Source organism: Streptomyces sp. NPDC001515 (assembly GCF_053597115.1).
The window spans coordinates 66,020-88,782 of record NZ_JBSFHN010000025.1 but is presented as its reverse complement, the minus strand read 5'-3'; the positions used below and the strand labels follow the sequence as shown (position 1 = coordinate 88,782).

The following is a 22,763-nucleotide window of genomic DNA, read 5'->3' as shown; positions in this document are numbered from 1 at the left end:
CGTATCGAGGCAGGGAGACGGTTGAATGCCCGGAACGGCAAGGCACGTTGGAGCAACCGGGGCGAGTACCGTCACCATCAGCTTCGCCGGGTACAACCGCGCCTGGGCGGCGTGGATCACGTCCCGTCTGGAGCGGCGCGGGGTCACGGTCTACCAGCAGCGGTGGGACCCCCCGGTGGAGATCCCCCTGGAGGAGTCGCTCCGCGATCTGAGGCTCGCGCACGGCCGCGTCCTGGTGGTCCTCAGCGACTGGTACGTCCAGCTCGGCCCGCGCAGCCACGACGAGTGGAACAGGGCACTGCGGTCGGAGATCGCCCCCGACCCCGACCGGTTCGCCGCCGTCTGCGTCACCACCTCCGCGCTGCCCGGCGCCACCTCCGTCCTCGGCGCTGCCGATCTGACCAACGTCGGGGCCGACGAGGCGGAACGCCGGCTCCTCGTCCGCCTGGGGCTGCCCACCGACCCTCTGCCCGACGCGGTCGCCGACCGGCCCGGCCCCCGCTACCCGGCCGACACCCCGCAGGTCTGGGGCGGGGTCCCGCGCCGCAACATCCGGTTCACCGGCCGCGAGGACCTGCTCAGCCAGGCGTACAGCGCCCTCCAGGACGCCGACCGCGGCGCCGGGGTCGTGACCCTGCACGGAATGTCCGGTGTCGGCAAGACCCAACTCGCCGCCGAGTACGTCTACCGCTTCGGCTCGGAGTACGACGTGGTCTGGTGGGTGCCCGCCGACCGCCGCGCGCTCTTCCGCCAGAAACTCGCGGAACTCGCACCGGAGTTGGGCCTGTCCACCGGAGCCGAGTACGGCGAACGGCTCCGCGCGGTCCGTGACGCGCTGCGCCGGGGCGACCCGCACGCCCACTGGCTCCTGGTCCTGGACGGGGCGGACGAGCCCGACCAGATCTCCGACCTGGTGCCGACCGGCCCCGGCCATGTGCTCATCACCTCCCGCAACCCCGAGTGGAGCGAGCACAACAGCCACCTCGTGGAAGTGCCCGTCTACACCCGCGAGGAGTCCGTCGCCTTCATCCGCCGCCGCGCTCCCCGGCTGACCATCCCCGAGGCCGACCAGCTGGCCGACGCCCTCGAAGACCTCCCGCTCCTCCTCGACCAGACCGCCGGCTGGCTCAACGACTCCGACATGTCGGTCGAGGAGTACATCGAACTGCTCGAAGGCGGCATCGACCAGGACGTCGTCAAGGTCTCCGCGGACTTCCCGCTCGCCTTCCAGACCGCCTGGTCGATACTGCTCAACAAGCTCAAGGACACGGTCCCCGAGTCCGTCGACCTGCTGCGCCTGTGCAGCTTCTTCGCGCCCGGCTCCATCCCCGTACAGCTGCTGAAGGACATGCCCGCCGGGGAACTCCCGGAGCAGGTCTCCGGCCTGATGAACGATCCGCTGCTGTGGAACAAGGCGATCGGCCAGCTGCGCCAGTACTCCGTCGTCCGGCTCGAATCCCATGAATCGGCCGTCGACATGGCGTCGTCGGGCGAATCGCTCTACATGCACCGCATGGTCCACCAGATCGTCGGCCACGACATGACGGAGCGGGACCGGCAGGAGTTCATCGACGTCGTCCGGCGCGCCCTCGCGGCCGCCGACCCCGGACGCCCCACCGAACCCAGCCAGTGGCCCACCTACGCCGAACTGACCCCGCATCTGAAGTGGGCCGACGTGCTCCGGAGCACCGATCCGGCCGTCCAGAACCTGGTGCTCAACAGCCTGCGCTACATGTACGTGTCGGGGGAGTACCGGGCGGGCATCAAGCTCGGCGAACGCGCCATGGCGGCCTGGCAGGAACTCCTGGGCGAGAACCACCCCAGGGTCTGGGACGTCAGCTACCACTACGCCAACCTGCTGAGGGCGCTGGGCGACTACGCCGCCACGGAAGCCATCGAACGCGCCGCCGTGGACCGGCTGCGCGCCGAGCGCGGCCCACAGGACCTCAGCCACCTGCGGGCAGCGGCCGGCCTCGCCGCCGACCTGCGCGGCCTGGGACGCTTCGACGAGGCGTGGGAGATCTCCGGCTGGGTGCTCTCCGGCTACCGGGAACTCCTGGGCGACCAGGACTCCAACACCCTCACCGCGCAGAACAACCTGGCCGTCACCCTGCGCCTGCTGGGGCGGTACACCCAGGCCCTGGACCTCGACGGACACACCCTGGACGCCCGCCGCAAGCTGCTTCGCCCGCAGCACGAGTGGACCCTCGACTCCGAGATCCACTACGCCACCGACCAGCGGCTCCTCGGCCGGTACGACGAGGCCATGTCGCTCCAGAACCAGAGCGTCCGGGTACAGCGCCGGGTCATGGGCGCGGACCACCCGCAGACCCTGCGCGCCGAGTTCAACCTCGCGCTCTGCCACTACCGTTCGGGGGAGCGCGCGAAAGCCGCCGCCCTGTTCACCCGGGTGCTGGAACGGGCCGAGCGGGTCCTCGGCGAGAGCGCGCCGCTGACCATGATGTTCGCCGCCGGCCAGAGCTGCTTCGCCCGGGAGCACGCCAACATCGACCAGGCCAGGGCCATAAGCGAAAAGGTGGTCGCCTCCTACACCCAACTGCTCGGCGAGGAACACCCCTACACGGCGGGGGTCGGCGGCAACCATGCCCTGATCCTGCGCAACGTCGGTGAGCGGGAACACGCCCACGCCCTGGTGGAGGAGTCGCTCGCCGCCATGACCCGGGCCGTGGGCGAGAACCACCCCTGGACCCTGGGCTGCGCCATCAACGCCTCGGCGCTGCGCAATCTGGTGGGCGATCCGGAGTCCGCCGCCGCGCTGTCCGACTCGGTGGTGACCCGGGCCGTGGAGGTCCTGGGACGCACCCATCCGCTGACCCTGTCCGCCCGGATCGCCCACGCCGCGGATCTGCGGGGACTCAGGGAACGGCAGCGGGCCGAGAAGATCGAGGCGGAAGCGCTCGAAGACCTGGTGTCGACGCTCGGAGCCCAGCACGTCCACACCGTCTCGGCGCGGTCGCGGAACCGACCGTACTGGGACTTCGAACCGCTGGTCATCTGAGACCCGGTCCCCCGACCCACGAAGAGGGGCCCGTCCCGCGCAGCGCGCGGGCCGGGCCCCTCTCATGTCCCTGCGGTGCCGGTCAGGCCTCGAAGACCTCCGCGACCAGCTGGGCCTGCTCGGCCTGGTGGCGCTTGGCCGAGCCGACCGCCGGGGACGAGCTGTGCGGCCGCGAGATGCGGCGCAGGCGCTCGCCGTGCGGGACGTCCGCGCCGACGGCCAGGTCCAGGTGGTCGATCAGGTTGAGGGCGATGAACGGCCAGGCGCCCTGGTTGGCGGGCTCCTCCTGGGCCCAGAGGTACTTCTCGGCGTTCGGGTACTTGGCGATCTCGGCCTGGAGCTCGGCACCCGGCAGCGGGTACAGGCGCTCCAGACGGATGATCGCGGTGTCCGTGACGCCGCGGCTCTGACGCTCGGCCTCCAGGTCGTAGTAGACCTTGCCGGCGCAGAAGACGACCTTGCGCACGGCGCTCGGGTCGACGGAGTCGTCGCCGATCACCGGGCGGAAGCCGCCGGTGGTGAACTCCTCCACCTTCGAGGCCGCCGCCTTGAGGCGGAGCATCGACTTCGGGGTGAAGACGATGAGCGGCTTGTGGTGCGGGTTGTGCACCTGCCACCGCAGCAGGTGGAAGTAGTTCGACGGCAGGGTCGGCATCGCGACCGTCATGTTGTTCTGCGCGCAGATCTGGAGGAAGCGCTCCGGGCGGGCGGACGAGTGGTCCGGGCCCTGGCCCTCGTAACCGTGCGGCAGCAGCAGCGTGACGCCCGAGGTCTGGCCCCACTTCTGCTCGGCGGAGGAGATGAACTCGTCGACGACGGTCTGCGCGCCGTTGACGAAGTCACCGAACTGGGCCTCCCAGATGACCAGCGACTCCGGACGGGCCAGCGAGTAGCCGTACTCGAAGCCCATCGCCGCGTACTCGCTGAGCAGCGAGTCGTAGACGTTGTACCGGGCCTGGTCGTCGGTGAGGTAGAGCAGCGGGGTGTAGTCCTCGCCGGTCTTCTGGTCGACGAGCACCGCGTGGCGCTGGCCGAAGGTGCCGCGGCGGCTGTCCTGGCCGGCGAGCCGGACCGGGGTGCCCTCCATCAGCAGCGAACCGATGGCCAGGGTCTCGCCCATGCCCCAGTCGATCGTGCCGTTCTCCACCGAGGTGGCGCGGCGCTGCATCTGCGGCAGCAGGCGCGGGTGGACGGTGATCGAGTCGGGGATGTTGACCTGGGACTCGGCGATCCGCTTGACGACCTCGGCGGAGACCGCGGTGTTCACGGCGACCGGGAACTCGGCCTGCGGGTCGGAGACGTGCGGCTGAGCCGGCTGCGAGGTGGCCTCGCGGACCTCGGCGAAGACCTTCTCCAGCTGACCCTGGAAGTCCTGGAGCGCCTGCTCCGCCTCTTCGAGGGTGATGTCGCCGCGACCGATCAGGGACTCGGTGTAGAGCTTGCGCACCGAGCGCTTCTTGTCGATCAGGGTGTACATCTGCGGGTTGGTGAACTCCGGGTTGTCGCCCTCGTTGTGACCGCGGCGGCGGTAGCAGATGAGGTCGATCACGACGTCCTTGTTGAACGCCTGCCGGAACTCGAAGGCCAGCCGCGCGACGCGGACGACGGCCTCGGGGTCGTCGCCGTTGACGTGGATGATCGGCGCCTCGATCATGCGCGCCACGTCCGTGGCGTACATCGAGGAGCGCGAGGATTCCGGGGCGGCGGTGAACCCGACCTGGTTGTTGATCACCACGTGCACGGTGCCGCCCGTGCGGTAGCCGCGCAGCTGCGACATGTTGAGCGTCTCGGCGACGACGCCCTGGCCCGCGAAGGCCGCGTCGCCGTGGAGCGCGACGGGCAGGACCGTGAAGTCCGTGCCGCCCTTGTTGATGATGTCCTGCTTGGCGCGGGCGATGCCCTCCAGGACCGGGTCGACCGCCTCCAGGTGCGAGGGGTTGGCGGCCAGCGAGACCTTGATCTGCTCGCCGTCCAGGCCGGTGAAGGTGCCCTCGGCGCCCAGGTGGTACTTGACGTCGCCGGAGCCGTGCATCGACCGGGGGTCGAGGTTGCCCTCGAACTCGCGGAAGATCTGGGCGTACGACTTGCCCACGATGTTGGCGAGGACGTTGAGCCGGCCTCGGTGGGCCATGCCGATGACGACCTCGTCGAGGCGGGCCTCGGCGGCGGAGTCGATGACCGCGTCGAGCAGCGGGATGACGGACTCGCCGCCCTCCAGCGAGAAGCGCTTCTGGCCGACGTACTTGGTCTGCAGGAAGGTCTCGAATGCCTCCGCGGCGTTCAGCCGGCGCAGGATGCGCAACTGCTCCTCGCGCTCGGGCTTGGGGCGCGGACGCTCCACCCGGTCCTGGAGCCACTTGCGCTGCTTCGGGTCCTGGATGTGCATGAACTCGATGCCGGTGGTGCGGCAGTACGACTCGCGCAGCACGCCGAGGATGTCGCGGAGCTTCATCATCGTCTTGCCGGCGAAACCGCCGACCGCGAAGTCCCGCTCCAGGTCCCACAGGGTGAGGCCGTGCTCGGTGATGTCGAGGTCGGGGTGCTTGCGCTGGTGGTACTCCAGCGGGTCGGTGTCGGCCATGACGTGGCCGCGGACCCGGTAGGAGTGGATCAGCTCGAAGACCCGCGCGGCCTTGGTGACGTCGTCGTCGTGCGAGGCGTCGATGTCCTTGAGCCAGCGGACCGGCTCGTAGGGGATGCGGAGCGCCTTGAAGATCTCGTCGTAGAACTCGTTCTCGCCGAGCAGCAGCTGGGAGAGGACCCGCAGGAACTCGCCGGAGGCGGCGCCCTGGATCACCCGGTGGTCGTACGTCGAGGTCAGGGTCATGACCTTCGAGATGCCCAGCTTGTTCAGGGTGTCCTGGGAGGTGCCCTGGAACTCCGCCGGGTAGTCCATCGCGCCGACGCCCATGATGAGGCCCTGTCCGGGCATCAGGCGGGGCACGGAGTGGACGGTGCCGATGCCGCCGGGGTTGGTCAGCGAGGCGGTGACGCCGGTGAAGTCGTCCATGCCGAGCTTGCCGTTGCGGGCGCGGCGGACGATGTCCTCGTAGGCCTGCCAGAACTCGAAGAAGTTGAGCGTCTCGGCCTTCTTGATGGCCGCGACGACCAGCTGGCGGTCGCCGTTCGGCTTCACCAGGTCGATGGCGAGGCCGAGGTTGACGTGCTCCGGCTTGACGAGGGTCGGCTTGCCGTCCTTCTCCGCGTAGGAGTAGTTCATCGCCGGCATGGCCTTGAGGGCCTGCACCATCGCGTACCCGATGAGGTGCGTGAAGGAGATCTTCCCGCCGCGGGCCCGCTTGAGGTGGTTGTTGATGACGATGCGGTTGTCGAAGAGCAGCTTCACCGGGACGGCGCGCACGGACGTGGCCGTGGGCAGTTCCAGGGAGGCGTTCATGTTCTTCGCGACCGCGGCGGACGGGCCGCGCAGCGTCACGTACTCCGGACCGGCCGGGGCCTCGGTGTCCGCGGCGGCCTTCGCCTTCGCGGCGGGGGCCTTCGCGGCGGGCGCCGGAGCGGCCTTCGCGGGGGCGGCCGGGGCCGGGGCCGGGGCGGGGGCCGCCGGAGCGGCGGGCGCGGCCGGAGCGGCCTGGGCCGCGGGCTTCGGGGCGGCAGCGGCGGGCGGTGCGGCCGGTTCGGCGGCCGGGGCCGCCGGGGTCACGGGCGCGGCGCCGGGAACGGGCTTGTCCGCCGTGCCGGACGTGCCCGGCTTGTAGTCGGCGAAGAAGTCCCACCAGGCGCGATCGACCGAACTGGGATCCTGGAGGTACTGCTGGTAGATCTCGTCGACGAGCCACTCATTGGGGCCGAAGGCAGCGGCCGGGTTCGTACCCGGGCCTGCTTGGTCGGTCGAGATGCTCGAGTTACTGGGGGACTGAGACGACACGGCGGCAACCGCCCTCTTCCGCTTCACAAGGTGATGGACAGCGGAAATCAAGGCTACGCCTCCCTGACCATTCCTTGCAGGCCGGGCCGGGCTTCGTCGTGCAAGTCACATCGGAAGACGGGTTTCGGCGCAGGAAATGGCGGGAAACAAGCCTGGTTCCGCTTCAGTCCGGGTACGCGAGGCCGAAGGTACGGCCCCTTGGACCGTACCCCTTGAACAGAACACGCAGAACGTGCCCTTCCGGTTCGAACCCTATGTCAACCTCGGGGCTGAGGGATCCCCGGAAGAGTGACGCGTATGCGGCAGCCGCGCGCGGATTCGGCCACGCCGATCCGGCCCCCGTGCAGATCCACCGCCCAGCGGGCGATCGCCAGGCCGAGCCCCGTGCCGCCGTCGCTGCCGGGGCCGTGCGGGGAGGGCACCTCGCCCCGGTTGAAGCGCTCGAAGACCCGGTGGCGCTCGGACTCCGGAATGCCCGGGCCCTCGTCCAGCACCTCCAGGAGCAGCGACTCGGGCTGCGGGCCGCGCCGGGCCAGGACGGTGACCCGGCCGTGCGGCGGACTGTGCTTCACCGCGTTGTCGATGAGATTGGCCACCACCTGGTGCAGCCGTTCGGCGTCCGCGTGCGCGGTCAGCTCCGGCGGCGAGACGTCCAGATGGAGATGGACGTCCTTGCGGGAGTGGTTGCCCGAGCCCGAGGAGAGCCGGCGGTGCGCGGAGGCGAGGTTCGCCTCCTTCAGTACCCCGGAGAGGTAGGGCCACACCTCGAAGCGGTTCGCCTTCAGCGTGACCACGCCGTTGTCCAGCCGCGACAGGTCCAGCAGCGTCTCCACCAGCCGGCCGAGCCGCTCCGTCTGCTTCAGCGCCGTGCGCATGGTCTCCGGATCGGCGGAGGACACCCCGTCCACCACGTTCTCCAGGACGGCCCGCAGCGCCGCGATGGGGGTGCGCAGCTCGTGCGAGACGTTCGCCACCAGCTCCTTGCGGTGCCGGTCCACGGCGGCCAGGTCGTCCGCCATCAGATTGATCGTCTGGGCCAGGTCGCCCAGCTCGTCGCGCCGGTCGGCGCCGCTGACCCGCCGGGTGTAGTCGCCGTGCGAGATCGACCGGGCCACCGCCCGCATCTCGTCCAGCGGCGCGGTCAGGCCGTGCGCCACGAACTGGGTGATCAGAAGCGTCGCGATCACCGAGAACACGGTGATGAAGCGCAGCTCCGTACGGGTGCGCAGCGCGACCATGAGCAGTCCGGTGGTGATGAACACCGAGACGACGACCAGCGTGCCCAGCTTGGCCTTGATGGAGAACGGCCGCAGCCCCGGTCCGGGCGGCGTCATGGCGCGGGGGTCTCCAGCGCGTAGCCGACGCCGTGCACGGTACGGATCCGCTCGGCGCCGATCTTGCGGCGCAGGGCCTTGATGTGGCTGTCGACGGTCCGGGTGCCCGAGGCGTCCGCCCAGTCCCAGACCTCCGCCAGCAGCTGCTCCCGGGAGAGCACCGCGCGCGGGGTGTTGGCCAGGCAGACCAGCAGGTCGAACTCGGTCGGGGTGAGGTGCACGTCCTCGGCGCGGACCCGGACCCGCCGCTGGGCGTGGTCGATCTCCAGCTCGCCGAGGCGGAGTATGCCGCTCCGGGGCGTCACTGCGGCCAGCGCGGCCCGCTCCACCCGGCGCAGCAGGACATGGACCCTGGCCGCCAGCTCACGCATGGAGAACGGTTTGGTCATGTAGTCGTCGGCGCCGACGCCGAGCCCGACCAGCATGTCCGTCTCGTCGTCCCGGGCGGTCAGCATGAGGACCGGGACCGGCCGCTGGGCCTGGACCCGGCGGCAGACCTCCAGGCCGTCGAAGCCGGGAAGCATGATGTCGAGGACCATCAGGTCCGGCTGCCACGCCTCGGCCGCGTCCACGGCCGCCGGGCCGTCGAGCGCGGTCTGCACCAGGAAGCCCTCGGCCCGCAGCCGGGCGGAAATGGCGTCGACGATCGTGGCGTCGTCCTCGACCACCAGCACACGGCGCTGCGCGCCCGGGGTGGCCGCGACACCTGAGTGGGTGGTGTGTGTCTGTTCCATCGCCCCGCCCCTGCCCGTTCTCACGGGGGTCATTCCCCCGGACGTACGGTCTTCGCTCGTGGATTTCGTGGGTGATCCCGCTATCGGTCAGCAGCGTAGAGGCAGCGGACGTCATCCGGCTACGCAGGGTGCAAGCCGGTCCGGGCGGGCGGGGCGCGGAACCGGTGCGGGGAAGAGGCGGAGTGTCGCGCTTGTGGCGCTTGGCCCCCGGGCGTCCCGGGGGCGCGCATACCCGGTGGGGGGATCTCAGGATGGCCGGATTGCGAGATGAACCACGTCGGGCACACCTCGGGCAACGCCCACTTCTTCGGTGCGTACTCCCGTGAATCCGGCATTCCGCAGGGCTTGTTCGAAGGTCTCGGACGGTTGTGCCGACCACACCGCCAGCACCCCGCCCGGCGCGAGCCGCGCCCGGCAGTCCGCGAGACCGGCCGGCGCGTAGAGGTTCCCGTTGTCCTCGGTCACCGTCCAGTCCGGCCCGTTGTCGATGTCCAGGCACAGCGCGTCGTAACAGTCCGTAGTCATATGCAGATACGCGACGAGGTCCGTCGTCAGGATCTCCGTCCGCGGATCGGCGAGCGCCGGCCCCGAGATCCCGGCCAGCGGCCCGTTGCGGTGCCAGTCGACGATGGCCTCCTCCCGCTCGGCGACCGCGATCCGCCCCCACCGCGGCTCCTCGGCCGCCCGCGCGAGCGAGAACCCCACCCCCAGCCCCCCGATCAGCACCGCCGGCTCCGTCCGCTCCGCCGGCAGCGCCTCCAGCGCGGCATCGATCAGCAGCCGCTCGGAGCGCCCGTCCGACGTGTCCATCAGAAAGCACCCGTTGGCGATGATCTCGAAGTCGTCCCCCCGCCTGCGCAGAACCACCTCCCCGTACGGCCCCTCACGGCGGTCGAGGGTCACGGGGGCGAGGGCGTCGGGGCCGAAAGCAGCAGGCATGCGCGGATATCTCCGGTGGGTGTCCGTCGGTCGGTACCCCGCCATCCTGTCCCGGCGGGGGCGCGGGGGCCAATGGAGGCTCGGCCCCGGTCGGTTTCAGGGGCGCGGCGCCTTCTCCCCGTGTGTCGCGAGGTGTTCGGCGGCCAGCCACGGGGCCAGGTCGTCGATGAGGAGGGAGAGGTCGGCGGGGTCGGTGCCGGGGGTGCGGGCGAGGCGGGCGGCGTGCCGGATCTGGCGGGCCCGGTCGGGGGCGTCGGGGCGGTAGTGGGTGAAGAGGGCGGCGGAGTGGGTGAGGTCGCTCGTCCAGCCGTTCCAGGCGGGCATGACGAGGGTGAAGGCGGTGCGCACGATGCGGCGGGCCACGCCCCGGATCAGGGTGCGGCGGGCGTCGTCCGTGGTGGCCGCGGCGGCGCGGGTGCGCCAGCGGGGGAGGAGGAGGTCCAGGTCGCCGTTGGTCTCGCGGGCGAGGAGGGAGGTGGGGCGGTAGCGGGGCAGCCGGCCGGCGAGGTCGTCGCCGAGCAGCGGGGTGCAGAGGCAGGCGGTGAAGAAGCCGAGGTCGTGCCGTTCCAGCGGGCTGAGGAGCGTGTCGGCGGAGGCCAGCAGGACCCCGGCGCCGTCGATGACGTCGAAGGCGGCGTCGAGTTCCGCTTCGAGGGCGTCGGCGGCCTGTCGGTCCGCCTCCGTGGGCGCGGAGCGCAGGGCGATCTGCAGATCGAGGTCCGAGACGCCGGGGACGGCCGTGCCGCGCGGGATGCTGCCGTAGACGTACGCGCTGTCGAGCCGGTCGGGGCCGAAGGCGGCGGCGATCGCCTCGCGCGCGGCCGCGACGACGGGGGCGAACTCCGCGGCGACCCGGTCGAGCGCGCCCTCGCGCCGGATCATGCCGTCCGCGTCGAGGCCCCGGTCCTCGTACGTGTCCTCGGAGCGGGCCACTCCGGCCGGGAACGGCGGCGCGGTGAAGGCCACCCGGGCCGCCGGTGTCGTCACGTCGGCGTCGCCGCTGACCGCCCAGGCGGCGACCCGGGAGACCACGGCCGCCGGGACCGCCTCGCTGATCCCGGGAACGGCCGGGACATCCTGCGTGGCGTGGGCGTCGTGGGGGAGGACCACCCGGTAGTCCCGCTCCAGCGCGGTACGGGCCGTCGCCTGCACGCACATCTCCGACATCACCCCGCACACCGCGACCGCCTCCACCCCGGCCCCGCCCAGCAGCGCGCCCAGCGGCGTCCCGGCGAACCCGTCGGCCCGGGTCTTGCGGACCACGTACTCCGAAGGGCCGGGCTCGACGGGCAGGTGCAGCTCCCAGCCCGGGGTGTACGGGGCGTCGCCCGAGCCCGGGGCGCCGTCGTTCTGGAGGTGCACCACCAGGGCGCCCGCCGCCCGCGCCCGCGCCAGCAGCTCCGCCGTCCGCTCCAGCAGCGCGGCCGCGCCGGGGACGGCCCGGTCGCCGGTCACCCCCGCCTTCTGCACATCGACGACGATCAGGGCCTGGACGGGAAGCGGGAAGCCGGTCATGGGGTCATCCTGTCGGGCCGGGCGGACGCGTTCCACGGGGTTTCGGCCGGGGGGAACGCGGGGCGGCGGAACCGGGATCACCAGCGGCGGGGAGTCGGGACTACCGGGGCCTTCCGCCGTGTTGGCAGCGGTGTCGGGAAGCGGCGTCCCCCGGACGGCGTACCGCGATCGCTCACAGCGAACACACCCTCGGGAACATTGAGCGGCTCATATGCATTGAGTCCACATAGCTCAACTTGAATGCCGAAGGGGAGATCATGGCTACTGAGTCCACTGCCGTCACGCCGCTGGTTCTGCCTGTGCTGCCGCTCGACGACGAGGTCGTGCTGCCCGGCATGGTGGTGCCTCTGGACCTGTCCGACACCGATGTGCGCTCGGCGGTCGAGGCCGCGCAGGCCGCGGCCCGCGACGGCGGGGGCAAGCCCGAGGTGCTGCTCGTTCCGAGGATCGACGGCACCTACACCGGGATCGGTGTCATCGGCACCGTCGAACAGGTCGGACGGCTCTCCGACGGCGACCCCGGCGCGCTCATCCGCGGTCGCGGGCGGGTGCGGATCGGGGCCGGGACCAGTGGCCCCGGCGCCGCCCTCTGGGTGGAGGGGACCCGGGTCGACGTCTCCGTCCCCGACCCCCTCCCCGGAGCGGCCGCCGAACTGGTCAAGGAGTACAAGGCGCTCGCCACCACCTGGCTGAAGAAGCGCGGCGCCTGGCAGGTCGTGGACCGGGTCCAGCAGATCGAGGACATCTCCGCGCTCGCCGACAACTCCGGGTACTCGCCCTTCCTCACCACCGCCCAGAAGGTGCGCCTCCTGGAGACCGCCGACCCGGTCGCCCGGCTGAAGCTCGCCATCCAGTGGCTCGGTGAGCACCTGGCCGAACAGGACGTCGCCGAGTCCATCGCCAAGGACGTCCAGGAAGGCGTCGACAAGCAGCAGCGCGAGTTCCTGCTGCGCCGCCAGCTCGACGCCGTACGCAAGGAGCTGTCCGAGCTCAACGGGGACCCCGAGGACGAGTCCGACGACTACCGGGCGCGCGTCGAGGCCGCCGACCTGCCCGAGCACGTCCGCGAGGCCGCGCTCAAGGAGGTCGACAAGCTGGAGCGCTCCTCCGACCAGAGCCCCGAGGGCTCCTGGATCAGGACCTGGCTGGACACCGTCCTGGAGCTGCCGTGGACCGAGCGGACCGAGGACGCCTACGACATCAGGGGCGCCCAGGAGATCCTGGACGCCGAGCACGCCGGACTCCAGGACGTGAAGGAACGCATCACCGAATACCTCGCCGTGCGCAAGCGCCGGGCCGACCGCGGTCTGGGCGTCGTCGGCGGGCGGCGCGGCGGCGCGGTGCTGGCCCTCGTCGGCCCGCCCGGCGTCGGCAAGACCTCGCTCGGCGAATCCGTGGCGCACGCCATGGGCCGGAAGTTCGTCCGCGTCGCGCTCGGCGGTGTCCGGGACGAGGCGGAGATCCGCGGCCACCGGCGTACGTACGTCGGGGCGCTGCCCGGCCGTATCGTCCGCGCCATCAAGGAGGCCGGTTCGATGAACCCGGTCGTCCTGCTGGACGAGATCGACAAGGTCGGCTCCGACTTCCGGGGCGACCCGGCCGCCGCCCTGCTCGAAGTCCTCGACCCGGCGCAGAACCACACCTTCCGCGACCACTACCTGGAGGTCGAACTCGACCTCAGCGACGTCGTCTTCCTCGCCACGGCCAACGTGCTGGAGGCCATCCCGGAGGCCCTGCTCGACCGCATGGAGCTGGTCAGGCTCGACGGGTACACGGAGGACGAGAAGGTCGTCATCGCCCGCGACCACCTGCTCCCGCGCCAGCTGGAGCGGGCCGGTCTGGAGAAGGACGAGGTCACCCTGGAGGAGTCGGCGCTGCGCAAGCTGGCCGGCGAGTACACCCGGGAGGCCGGGGTCCGGAACCTGGAACGGGCCGTGGCCCGGCTGCTGCGCAAGGTCGCGGCCCAGCACGAGCTGGGCGACCGGGAGCTGCCGTTCACGGTGGGCGAGGACGATCTGCGCGGCCTCATCGGCCGTCCGCACCACGTCCCCGAGTCCGCCCAGGACCCGGCCGAGCGCCGCACCGCGGTGCCGGGCGTGGCCACCGGGCTCGCGGTCACCGGGGCCGGCGGTGACGTGCTCTTCGTGGAGGCGTCGCTGGCCGATCCGGAGACCGGGGCGTCCGGACTGACCCTGACCGGCCAGCTCGGCGACGTCATGAAGGAGTCCGCGCAGATCGCGCTGAGCTTCCTGCGGTCGCACGGCGCGGAGCTGGAGCTGCCGGTCGCGGATCTGAAGGACCGCGGCGCGCACATCCACTTCCCGGCGGGCGCGGTGCCCAAGGACGGTCCGAGCGCGGGCATCACGATGACCACGGCGCTGGCCTCGCTGCTCTCCGGACGGCTGGTCCGCACCGATGTGGCCATGACCGGTGAGGTCTCGCTCACCGGGCGGGTGCTCCCGATCGGCGGGCTGAAGCAGAAGCTGCTCGCCGCCCACCGGGCCGGGATCACCACCGTGGTGATCCCCAAGCGCAACGAAGCGGACCTGGACGACGTTCCCGCCGAGGTGCTGGACACCCTGGAGGTCCACCCGGTCACCGATGTGCGTCAGGTCCTGGAGATCGCCCTCGCCCCGGCCCAGGCCCCGGCGGAGCGCAGGATCCCGGCCGCGGCGTAGCCCCCACGACGTGACGGACGTGGCGGCACGCGCACGGCCGGTACGGACGGCCCGCTTCCCCTCGCAGGAGGGGAGGCGGGCCGTTTCCGTTTCCGCTTCGGGAGCCGCCTCCGTCCCCGTTTCGTCGTACGGAGAGAGGGCGGGGGCGCCGGTACGGCGAGGGGTCAGGGGCGGTAGATCGTGCCCGGGACCGGCTCGGCGGGGGCCATGAGCTGGGGGACGGTGACGAAGGTGTAGCCCCGCTTCTTCAGCGCGTCGATGATGCCGGGGACGGCGGGCACGCTGCCCTTGTAGATGTCGTGGAGCAGGATGATGCCGTCGCGGCTCGCCTGGTCGAGTATCCGCTTCTGGATCAGCGCGGAGTCGGTCGTGGAGTAGTCCTTGGCGGTGGCGCTCCACAGGATCTGGGCGAGTCCGAGGTCCTTGCTGATCCCGGAGACGGTGTCGTCGGTCCGGCCCTGCGGCGGGCGCATCAGGCGGGGCTTCTTGCCGGTGATCGCCTCGATCGCGTCCTGCGTCTTCTTCAGCTCGGCGCGTATCTCGGCTGGCTTCTTGTCCGTCAGGATCTCGTGCGACCAGGTGTGGTTGGCGACCTCGTGCCCTTCCGCCTCGATCCGGCGGACGGTCTCGGGGTGCTTCTTCACATGGTTCTTGCCCAGCAGGAAGAAGGTGGCGTGGACCTTCTTCTCCTTGAGGATGTCCAGCAGATGGGGGGTGTCCTCGGCCGGCCCCGCGTCGAAGGTGAGCGCGATGCACTTCGCCCTGCGGCAGTCGACCGGGCCGAGTTCCCCCTTGCCGTCCGCACCGGCGTCGGCGCGGGCGGTCGCGGGAGCCGTGGTCTCCATCGAGCAGCCGCTCAGGGTCAGCGTGAGCACGGTCACCAGGCCGGCGGCCAACCCCGCGGTGATCGATTTCGTCCTACTGGGCACTACAGGTCACTCCCTCATGGCTTGCGTCGCACATATGTGCGGACTGCCAGGACTATACACAGCACGTATACATGTGATGTATAGGGGGTGCGGGGCGGGTGCTTCTTGACCTGAGCGCGTCATCGTACCTGGTCAGGGCCTTGGATACGGGCGGAGCCCGGCGACGGGGTGCGTCACCGGGCTCCGTAACGGCCGGGGTGGATCTCCGCGTACGGACTAGCCGTTGGCCAGGGCCTGTACGCGGTCGAGGGCGCCGTTGAAGTGGTTGTGGTCGCCCACCGTCGGGCCGGACGAGGTGTACTGCCAGATCGTGTAGAAGCCCCAGCCGGCCGGGAGCGTGCCGACCGTGGTGTTGTAGCGGGCCACCCACAGCGGGTTGGTGGTGCCGAAGCTGGAGTTGTTCCCGGTGCAGGTCTGCCACCAGCTCGTCGCGGTGTAGATGACCGCGTCGCGTCCGGTGCGGGCCTTGTAGGTGTTCACGAAGTCGCGGATCCAGGACACCATTCCGGCCGCGGTCTTGCCGTAGCACTGCGCGCCGTACGGGTTCCACTCGATGTCGAGCACGCCGGGCAGGGTCTTGCCGTCCCGGGACCAGCCGCCGCCGTGGTCCACGAAGTAGTTCGCCTGGGTGGCGCCGCTGGTGGTGTCCGGGGTGGCGAAGTGGTACGAACCCCGGATCATCCCGACGTTGTACGAGCCGTTGTACTGCTGGGCGAAGTACGGGTTGGTGTAGTACGTGCCCTCGGTGGCCTTGGTGTAGGCCCACTTCACGCCGCTGTTCCAGAGCGTCGACCAGGCGACGTTGCCCTGGTGGCTGCTGACGTCCACGCCCTCGGTCTGGACGGCGCGGGTGGTGGGCAGTCCGCCCTGACCGTCGTGGGCGACGACGCCCATGCCCATGGTGGCCGTGCCCCGGGCGGGAGCCGTGGGGTCGCCGGCGGTGGCGGCCGCGCCGGCGGTGGTGGGCAGGGCTATGAGCAGGGAGAGGGCGGCGAGGAGGGTTCCGGCCGCCGCGAAGCGCGAGCGGCGACGAGTTCTGGTGCCGGATCTGTGCACGAGCATGACGTGCCTCCGAAGAGCATGGGTGGGGGGAGCTGCGGGGGGCGTGCGGATCCGGAGGCGCGTGGGGTGCGCCCCTGGCGCGGCATGCAATGGTGTGAACATGCCATGCATGACGCTACGCACGTAGACCCGGTGGCGGAAGAGGGCCTGGGCGGTGCCGTTGGTCTACTCCTGCGAAATACTGGCCAAGCTGCGGCGATGACCTGTGGTGAAAGAAATTTTCAGCGACGGGAAAGCTCATGAGGGGTGTTGACGTGCACGGGAGCGTAAGCGGGAGTGAACCCGGCGCATCCGGGGGGAATGGTGTGGACCACGAATTCCTCGCACTGGAGGTGGAGTTGGCCGTTTTCCTCCGCCGTGCCCGCGCCAACTCCGGTGAGATGGCGCGCGAAGTCCATCCCGAACTGGAGTCCGCCGCCTACGGTCTGCTCGTCCGCCTCGAATCGGCCGGCCGTCAGCGCGCCACCGACCTCGCCGCCTACTTCGGCGTCGGCAAGGCGACCATGAGCCGTCAGCTCCGCGCCCTGGAGAACCTCGGACTGGTGGCCAGGGAGCCCGACCCGGCCGACGGGCGGGCCTTTCTCGTCCACCTCACCGACGAGGGCCTGGCCCGCTTCCGCCGCGTCCGCGACGCCCGCCGCGACCGCTACGTGCGCAAGCTCGCCGACTGGGACCGTGCCGAAGTGGCCGAACTGGCCCGCCTGCTGCACCATCTGAACGCCCGCGCCGAGGACTGAAGGCGGCTCCGGCGCGCACCGCACCCCGACCCGGTCGCAGGTCTCGTCCCCCGCGCCGAGGACTGACGGCGGCTCCGGCGCGCACCGCACCATGGCCCGGCCGCAGGTCCGTCTCCCGTGCCGGATCGCCGGCCGCGACGGCTCCGGTGCGCGCCGCGAGCCGGGCTCACAGCCGTGCGTAGACCGCCGTCGCGTCGTCGTGCGCCTTGCCGCGGCCCAGGTACCTGCGGTCGGTGTCCGCGTTCTCCAGGGCGCGCACGCGCTCGATGAGCCCCTCCGGGCCCTCCTTGCGGAGCACGCCCAGGCAGGCCGACCAGTCGCCCTCGCGGAACATCTCCGTCCAGCGACTCGCCCCGTCCGTCAGCGCCGCGAGCGCGCGCACCCCGGCGCGCGGAGCGCGCCCGGTCACCGCGCGCTCCGCCACGGCCGGATCGGCGGCGGCCGTGAAGAAGCCGCCCTCCTTGTTCCGCACCCGGGCGTCCGCGATCTCCTCCGAGGCCAGGAACTCCGCGGGCACCCGGTCCAGGCGGTCGTCGAGCACGGCCGTGACGTCGCCGGCGGGCGACTCCTTCAGCAGCACCGAGTCGGAGAGCACCAGGTGCTCCACCTCCTCCTCGTCCCAACGCGCCATCACCACCGTTGCCTGTGGCGTACGGACGTGAGAAAGGTCACACGCGGAACGGTGAAGGTCCGCGGTGCGCCGGATGGACTCGGCGAGGATGTCCCGGAGGGTCAGATCTCGCCGCGATCCGGACAGTTCGACCAGGGAACCGCCCAGCCGCGCGGTGAACCAGTGCACCGAGTGCACACAACCGTCGTCCCCCCGGGGCGGGGTCACCCCGTCGAGCAGGACGAGTCCCCCGCCCTGGCCGGACGCCGGAAGAACGGTGGCGGCCCAGTCCTCGTTCGGACGTCCGGGAGTGCCGGCCGCCGTCGAGAGTTCGATACGCATACGGCCAGTCTGCACGATGCCTTCACGGCCCCTGCACGGCCCGTGCATTGGCCCGTACCAGCAGGTCAGCGGGGCGGACGGAGCGGAAGGAAACCCTCCGGCCGGAGTGCGGCGGGGCATCCTGCCAAAGCCTGCCCCGAAGATCCAGCCGACCGCCGGGGCGTGACGGGCGGTGCCCGGGGTGTGACTTGTTCGCCAACTCAGGAGTGCGGTTCACTCGTTCGAGTGGCGGAGCGGTTGATGTGCGCCCCCCTCTCAAAAGCACTGGAATGGTCAGAAGCCGTACCAGGAGACGGGGCGCTCGTTCACGTGACCGTGCGTCACCTCTGCTTCAAGGGCGGACGAGTCGAGATTGCGAGCACCGGTGCAGAAGAAGCGGCCTCGGAGCAAGGGCGGCAAGCAGAACGGTTCCGGGGCGACGGCTTCGGCGCAGGCCGGGAGCGGGCGCACCGTGCGCGTCCGTACCCGCCTCGTCGCGGGCGTCGCGGTCGTCGGAGTCACCGTCATAGCCGCAGGGGCGCCGGCGGTCCTCACCGCCTCCTCCGACCTGACCGACTCCCAGCGGCTGGTCACCCTCGCCGAGCTGAACCAGCAGGCGATCGTCCTCGCCCACTCCCTCGCGGACGAACGCGACGAGGTGACCGCCTTCATCGCGGCCGGCCGCACCGGCAAGCCCGGCCAGGACGGCGCCGGCAGCCGCAGCGCCCGGGTCGACCAGCAGGTCGACGAGATCGCCGACGCGGCCCCCGCCGCGCTGCGCCGCGACCTCTCCACCATCCCCTCGCTGCGCCGCAACGCGATCGGCGGCAAGGGCACCGCCCTGGAGGCCCACCAGGCGTACTCCGAGGTCATCGCCAAGCTCCACGACCTCGCCGACGAACTGGCGGACAGCACCCCGCCGCGCGCCGCCCAGTCGGTCCGCGCCCCGCTGGCCCTCGGCCGGGCCACCGAGCAGGCGTCCGCCACCCGCGGACTGCTCCTCGCCGCGCTCGCCGTCCCCGTCAAGGAGCCGGCCGCCCCGCAGATCGACCCGTTCACCGGGCTGCCCGTCCAGACCCAGGACGAGGGCGAGACCAAGGAGGACCGCACCCGCGACGAGCTGAGCGCCGCCGCCCAGCGGTCCCGGACCGGCGAACTGTCCGCCCTCGCCGAATTCGACCAGGCCGCCGGGGCCACCGGCCGCGACAAGCTCGCCACCACGGTCACCGGACCCGAGGTCAACAGCGCCGAGAAGTACCTCGCCGCCCTGACCGACCGCCCCGAGCTCTCCGAGTCCGACCGCAAGGTCAGCCCCAAGAAGCTCACGGCGGCGCTGTCCGCCCGGGTCGACCGGATGCGGAGCGTCGAGTCCGCCCTGGGCACCGCCCAGGTGCGACGCCTCGAAGGGCTGCGCGACGACGACGTCACGGCGCTCGAACTGCGCATCGCGCTCCTCGGCGCCTGCTTCCTCGTCGCCGTCGGCGTCTCCACCGCCGTGGCCCGCACCCTCACCCAGCCGCTCGCCGTCCTGCGCATCGGCTCCGGCCGCCTCGCCGACGAGCCCGAGACCGCCGAACCCATCCGCTACACCGGACGCAACGACGAGTTCGCCCAGGTCGTCCGGTCCATCAACGCCCTGCACGGGCGGCTCCACGGACTGCTCCACGAGTTCAACGGACGGTTCGAGCGACTGGAGCGCGAGCGCGGCGAGCTGGTCGCCGGACGCGAGGCCCTCACCCTCCAGCGCGCCGAACTCCAGGTGCAGACCGCCGACCTGTCGGCCCAGCTGGAGAAGCTCCGCAACACCGTCCACCACACCTTCGTCAACCTCTCGCTGCGCACCCTCGGCCTCGTCGAGCGCCAGCTGGGCGTCATCGAGTCCCTGGAGGAGCGTGAGCAGGACCCGGAGCGGCTGGGCACCCTGTTCAAGCTCGACCACATGGCCACGGTCATGCGCCGCCACAGCGAGAACATGCTGGTCCTCGCCGGCGCCGAGCACGGACACGGGCATCCCGGGCCGATCCCGCTGGTCGACGTCCTGCGCGCGGCCGTCAGCGAGATCGAGCGGTACGAACGGGTCACGATCCAGTCCCTGCCGCCGCACGCCCAGGTCGCCGGATTCGCCGCCGACGACCTCAGCCACCTGGTGGCCGAACTGCTGGAGAACGCCACCGCGTTCTCCCCGCCGGACTCCCAGGTCCAGCTCTCCGGCTGGCTTCTGGAGAGCGGCGAGGTGATGCTCTCCGTGCAGGACGCGGGCATCGGCATGTCCGCCGTACGGATGGGCGAGCTGAACACCCGGCTCGGCGACCCGTCGCTCTTCGAGGCGGGGGAGCAGAGCGCCGACGGGGCCGGCCTCGGCCTCCAGGTCACCGCGCTGCTGGCCGCACGCCACGGAGTGCGGGTCGAACTGCGCGAGCAGAAGGGCAGCGGGGTCACGGCCGTCGTCGTCCTGCCCACCGCCCTCCTGCCCAAGGCGCCCCCCGCCGCCACCCCGCCGCCCGTCCGCACCTCGGGCGACGGCCCCTCGCTCAACCTCCCCGGCTCGGTCGCCGAGGCCAACTCCAACGCCCTGCCGCAGCGCGGCGCGCTCGCCCCGGCCGGAGACCCGCTGATCGCCGCCGCCGAACGGACCCTCGCCGCCCGGGAGGCGGAGGCGGCGGCACCCGACGGGGCCGAGACCGCCGCCGCACCCGACGCGGTCGACCCGGTCGAGGAGCCCGCGCTCGCCGCCGGTACGGGGACGGGGGAGCCCGGGACCGCCGTGGAGCCGGACGAGGCGTGGAGCGCCGCCGAGGCTCCGGAGTCCGGGAGCGCCGAGGCGCGGGAGGAGTCCGGGAGCGCTGGGGCTCGGGAGGAGTCCGAGAGCGCTGGGACGCCGGAGGAGTCCGGGGGCGTACGGCCTCCGGTCGAGTCCGAGGCCGAGCGGACGATGCAGGTCCGGATGCCGAAGCCGCCCGAGACACCGGAGGCGTCCGCGTCCGCCCCGGCCGACGGTGAGGGGCCGGAGCCCACGAACGCCGCCGGACCCTACGCCATCGGCCCGGACCGCCACGAGCGCGCCCCCGACGAGCGCGCGCCCGAGCCCGCCGCCGGGTCCGTCGCCGAGGTCCCCGGACCGCGCAGGCCGGAACCGGAGCCGGGCGAGGCCGCCGCGCCCCGGGCCCCGGCGGTCACCGCCAAGGGGCTGCCCAAGCGCACCCCCAAGGTCGTCAAGTCCGCTCCGGCCCCCGCGGCCGAGCGCAAGGGCGGCATCGACAAGGAGGCCCTGCGCCGCCGCCTCGGCGGATTCCACCAGGGCGCGAAGAACGGCCGCAGGGACGTCGAGGCGGAGATCGCCGAGGCCACCGCCCCCGCGGGCAGCACCACACGTACCGAACACACTGAGCCGGCCGGCCGTACCGACGGCCGTACCGGAGAGACGGGGGACACAGTCGAGGAGGCACGCAGTTGACTGCGCCCAGCACATATGGGCTGAGTACCGAGGCCCGTAACCTTCACTGGTTGCTGAGCAATCTGGTGGAGGAGGTGCCAGGGGTCCACTCGGTCACCGTCGTCTCGTCCGACGGACTCATGCTGCTCTCCTCCGACCCCGGCCATCAGCACGCCGGCACCTCCGGCGGTCGGCAGGACGGGCCCAGGGGCTCCAGCGCCGATCTGGCCACCATCGTCTCGGGCATCGGCAGCCTCACCGTCGGCGCCGCCAAGCTCATGGACGGCGGTGGCGTCAAGCAGACCATGGTCGCCATGGACGAGGGCAGCGTCTTCGTCATGTCGATCAGCGACGGCTCGCTGCTCGGGGTGCACGCCACCCCCGACTGCGACATGAGCGTCATCGCGTACCACATGGCGCTCTTCGTCGGCCGCGCCGGACACGTCCTCACCCCCGAACTCCGCAGCGAGCTGCGCAAATCGATGGAGAGCGCCCAGTGACCCCCGCCGCCGCCCAGCCCGCCCGAAAACTCCCGGTGCGCGGCGCCGACAAACGGCCCGCGCGCGTACGCCCGTACTCCCTCACCGGCGGCCGTACCCGCTTCGGCCACGTCCTGCTCGTCGAGACCTTCGTCGCCGCCCTCGAAGCCCCCGAGGAGCGCCGCGAACTGCCCAACGGCAACCTCGCCGGCCGGGTCATGCCCGAACTGCGGGCCATCGTCGAACTCTGCCGCCGCATGCGCACGGTCGCCGAGATCTCGGCCCTGCTCAAGATGCCGCTCGGCGTGGTCCGCGTGCTCCTCAGCGACCTGGCCGACCAGGGAAAGATCCGCGTGTACGGAACCGGTCACGGCGCCGGTCAGCCCGACCGCGCACTGCTCGAAAGGGTGCTCAATGGGCTCCGCCGTCTCTGAGTCGCCGCTGTTCGCCCCTCGCCAGCCGGGACCGGCGGACCGGACCGAGGAAGCGCCGCAGGACTGGCAGCTCGACCACACCAGGGCCCCGATCGCCACGAAGATCGTGGTCGCCGGAGGCTTCGGCGTCGGCAAGACGACCTTCGTCGGCTCGGTCTCGGAGATCACCCCGCTCCAGACCGAAGCGATGATGACCCAGGCCAGCGAGGACACCGACGACCTCAGCGCCACGCCCGACAAGGTCACCACCACCGTCGCCATGGACTTCGGCCGCATCACGCTCGACGACGACCTCGTGCTGTACGTCTTCGGCACCCCGGGACAGCAGCGCTTCTGGTTCATGTGGGACGACCTGGTGCGCGGTGCGATCGGTGCCGTCGTCATGGCCGACACCCGGCGGCTCGCCGACTGCTTCCCCGCCCTCGACTACTTCGAGAGCTGCGGGCTGCCGTACATCGTGGCGGTCAACCACTTCGAGGGAACGCCCGGCTTCGAGGCCGACGACGTCCGCGAGGCCCTGACCGTTCCGCCGCACGTGCCGGTTGTGATCATGGACGCGCGCAACAGGATCACCGTCGTCGAGTCGCTGCTGACCCTGGTCGGCCACGCCCTCGACGCCACCCCCGCCTAGCCCGTACGCACCCCCGTACGTA

Annotated in this window: 14 protein-coding genes and 1 pseudogene; 7 read left to right on the top strand and 8 right to left on the bottom strand. The window is 71.6% G+C overall.

Features of this window, described 5'->3' with window-relative positions; genetic code table 11:
* The first annotated feature begins 25 nt into the window (after positions 1 to 25).
* Entirely contained in the window at positions 26 to 3,019 is a 2,994-nt protein-coding gene (fxsT, locus tag ACWCXC_RS25330) for an FxSxx-COOH system tetratricopeptide repeat protein (protein WP_450890612.1), read from the top strand.
* 82 nt (positions 3,020 to 3,101) lie between these two features.
* On the opposite strand, the gene ACWCXC_RS25325 is transcribed toward fxsT, so the two are convergent.
* The 5 genes and pseudogenes from ACWCXC_RS25325 to ACWCXC_RS25305 form a co-directional block, all read right to left on the bottom strand.
* A complete protein-coding gene (locus tag ACWCXC_RS25325; RefSeq protein ID WP_450890611.1) occupies positions 3,102 to 6,905 on the bottom strand; it encodes a multifunctional oxoglutarate decarboxylase/oxoglutarate dehydrogenase thiamine pyrophosphate-binding subunit/dihydrolipoyllysine-residue succinyltransferase subunit in 3,804 nt (1,267 codons plus the stop codon).
* Between the two features lie 257 nt (positions 6,906 to 7,162).
* Entirely contained in the window at positions 7,163 to 8,239 is a 1,077-nt protein-coding gene (locus ACWCXC_RS25320; RefSeq protein ID WP_450682771.1) for a HAMP domain-containing sensor histidine kinase, read from the bottom strand.
* Positions 8,236 to 8,973 carry a response regulator transcription factor gene (locus tag ACWCXC_RS25315; protein WP_103530668.1) on the bottom strand — a complete coding sequence of 246 codons (738 nt, stop codon included), beginning with the start codon at positions 8,971 to 8,973 and terminating at the stop codon, positions 8,236 to 8,238. Before ACWCXC_RS25315 ends, ACWCXC_RS25320 begins: the two co-directional genes overlap by 4 nt.
* 246 nt (positions 8,974 to 9,219) lie before the next feature.
* The gene (locus ACWCXC_RS25310) at positions 9,220 to 9,912 is read right to left on the bottom strand and encodes a spermidine synthase (protein WP_450682772.1); all 693 of its coding nucleotides are present in this window, start codon (positions 9,910 to 9,912) and stop codon (positions 9,220 to 9,222) included.
* Between the two features lie 945 nt (positions 9,913 to 10,857).
* Positions 10,858 to 11,427, bottom strand: a pseudogene (locus ACWCXC_RS25305) (isochorismatase family protein); the annotation flags it as partial.
* Between the two features lie 257 nt (positions 11,428 to 11,684).
* Between ACWCXC_RS25305 and lon the strand changes: the two are divergent.
* Entirely contained in the window at positions 11,685 to 14,105 is a 2,421-nt protein-coding gene (gene lon / locus ACWCXC_RS25300) for an endopeptidase La (RefSeq protein ID WP_450682773.1), read from the top strand.
* 164 nt (positions 14,106 to 14,269) lie between these two features.
* Here lon and ACWCXC_RS25295 read toward each other — a convergent pair whose 3' ends face one another.
* On the bottom strand, positions 14,270 to 14,950 hold the full coding sequence (locus tag ACWCXC_RS25295; RefSeq protein ID WP_450682795.1) for a polysaccharide deacetylase family protein: 681 nt from the start codon (positions 14,948 to 14,950) through the stop codon (positions 14,270 to 14,272).
* Positions 14,951 to 15,250: 300 nt separating this feature from the next.
* Complete coding sequence (locus ACWCXC_RS25290; protein WP_450682774.1) at positions 15,251 to 16,096, bottom strand: lysozyme; 846 nt, start codon at positions 16,094 to 16,096, stop codon at positions 15,251 to 15,253.
* Between the two features lie 239 nt (positions 16,097 to 16,335).
* On the opposite strand from ACWCXC_RS25290, the gene ACWCXC_RS25285 reads away from it, so the two are divergent.
* Positions 16,336 to 16,833, top strand: a complete 498-nt coding sequence (locus tag ACWCXC_RS25285) for a MarR family winged helix-turn-helix transcriptional regulator (protein WP_450682775.1) — start codon at positions 16,336 to 16,338, stop codon at positions 16,831 to 16,833.
* Between the two features lie 166 nt (positions 16,834 to 16,999).
* Here ACWCXC_RS25285 and ACWCXC_RS25280 read toward each other — a convergent pair whose 3' ends face one another.
* The gene (locus tag ACWCXC_RS25280) at positions 17,000 to 17,785 is read right to left on the bottom strand and encodes a hypothetical protein (RefSeq protein ID WP_450890610.1); all 786 of its coding nucleotides are present in this window, start codon (positions 17,783 to 17,785) and stop codon (positions 17,000 to 17,002) included.
* A gap of 364 nt (positions 17,786 to 18,149) precedes the next feature.
* Here ACWCXC_RS25280 and ACWCXC_RS25275 point away from each other — a divergent pair, with 364 nt between their 5' ends.
* The 4 genes from ACWCXC_RS25275 to ACWCXC_RS25260 are packed head-to-tail and all read left to right on the top strand — an operon-like array spanning position 18,150 to position 22,741.
* Entirely contained in the window at positions 18,150 to 21,218 is a 3,069-nt protein-coding gene (locus tag ACWCXC_RS25275; RefSeq protein WP_450890609.1) for a nitrate- and nitrite sensing domain-containing protein, read from the top strand.
* Complete coding sequence (locus ACWCXC_RS25270) at positions 21,215 to 21,697, top strand: roadblock/LC7 domain-containing protein (RefSeq protein WP_450682778.1); 483 nt, start codon at positions 21,215 to 21,217, stop codon at positions 21,695 to 21,697. Before ACWCXC_RS25275 ends, ACWCXC_RS25270 begins: the two co-directional genes overlap by 4 nt.
* Positions 21,694 to 22,110 (top strand): DUF742 domain-containing protein, encoded by a 417-nt coding sequence (locus ACWCXC_RS25265; protein WP_450682779.1) that lies wholly within the window; start codon positions 21,694 to 21,696, stop codon positions 22,108 to 22,110. Before ACWCXC_RS25270 ends, ACWCXC_RS25265 begins: the two co-directional genes overlap by 4 nt.
* A complete protein-coding gene (locus ACWCXC_RS25260; protein ID WP_450682780.1) occupies positions 22,091 to 22,741 on the top strand; it encodes a GTP-binding protein in 651 nt (216 codons plus the stop codon). Before ACWCXC_RS25265 ends, ACWCXC_RS25260 begins: the two co-directional genes overlap by 20 nt.
* Positions 22,742 to 22,763: the final 22 nt, after the last annotated feature.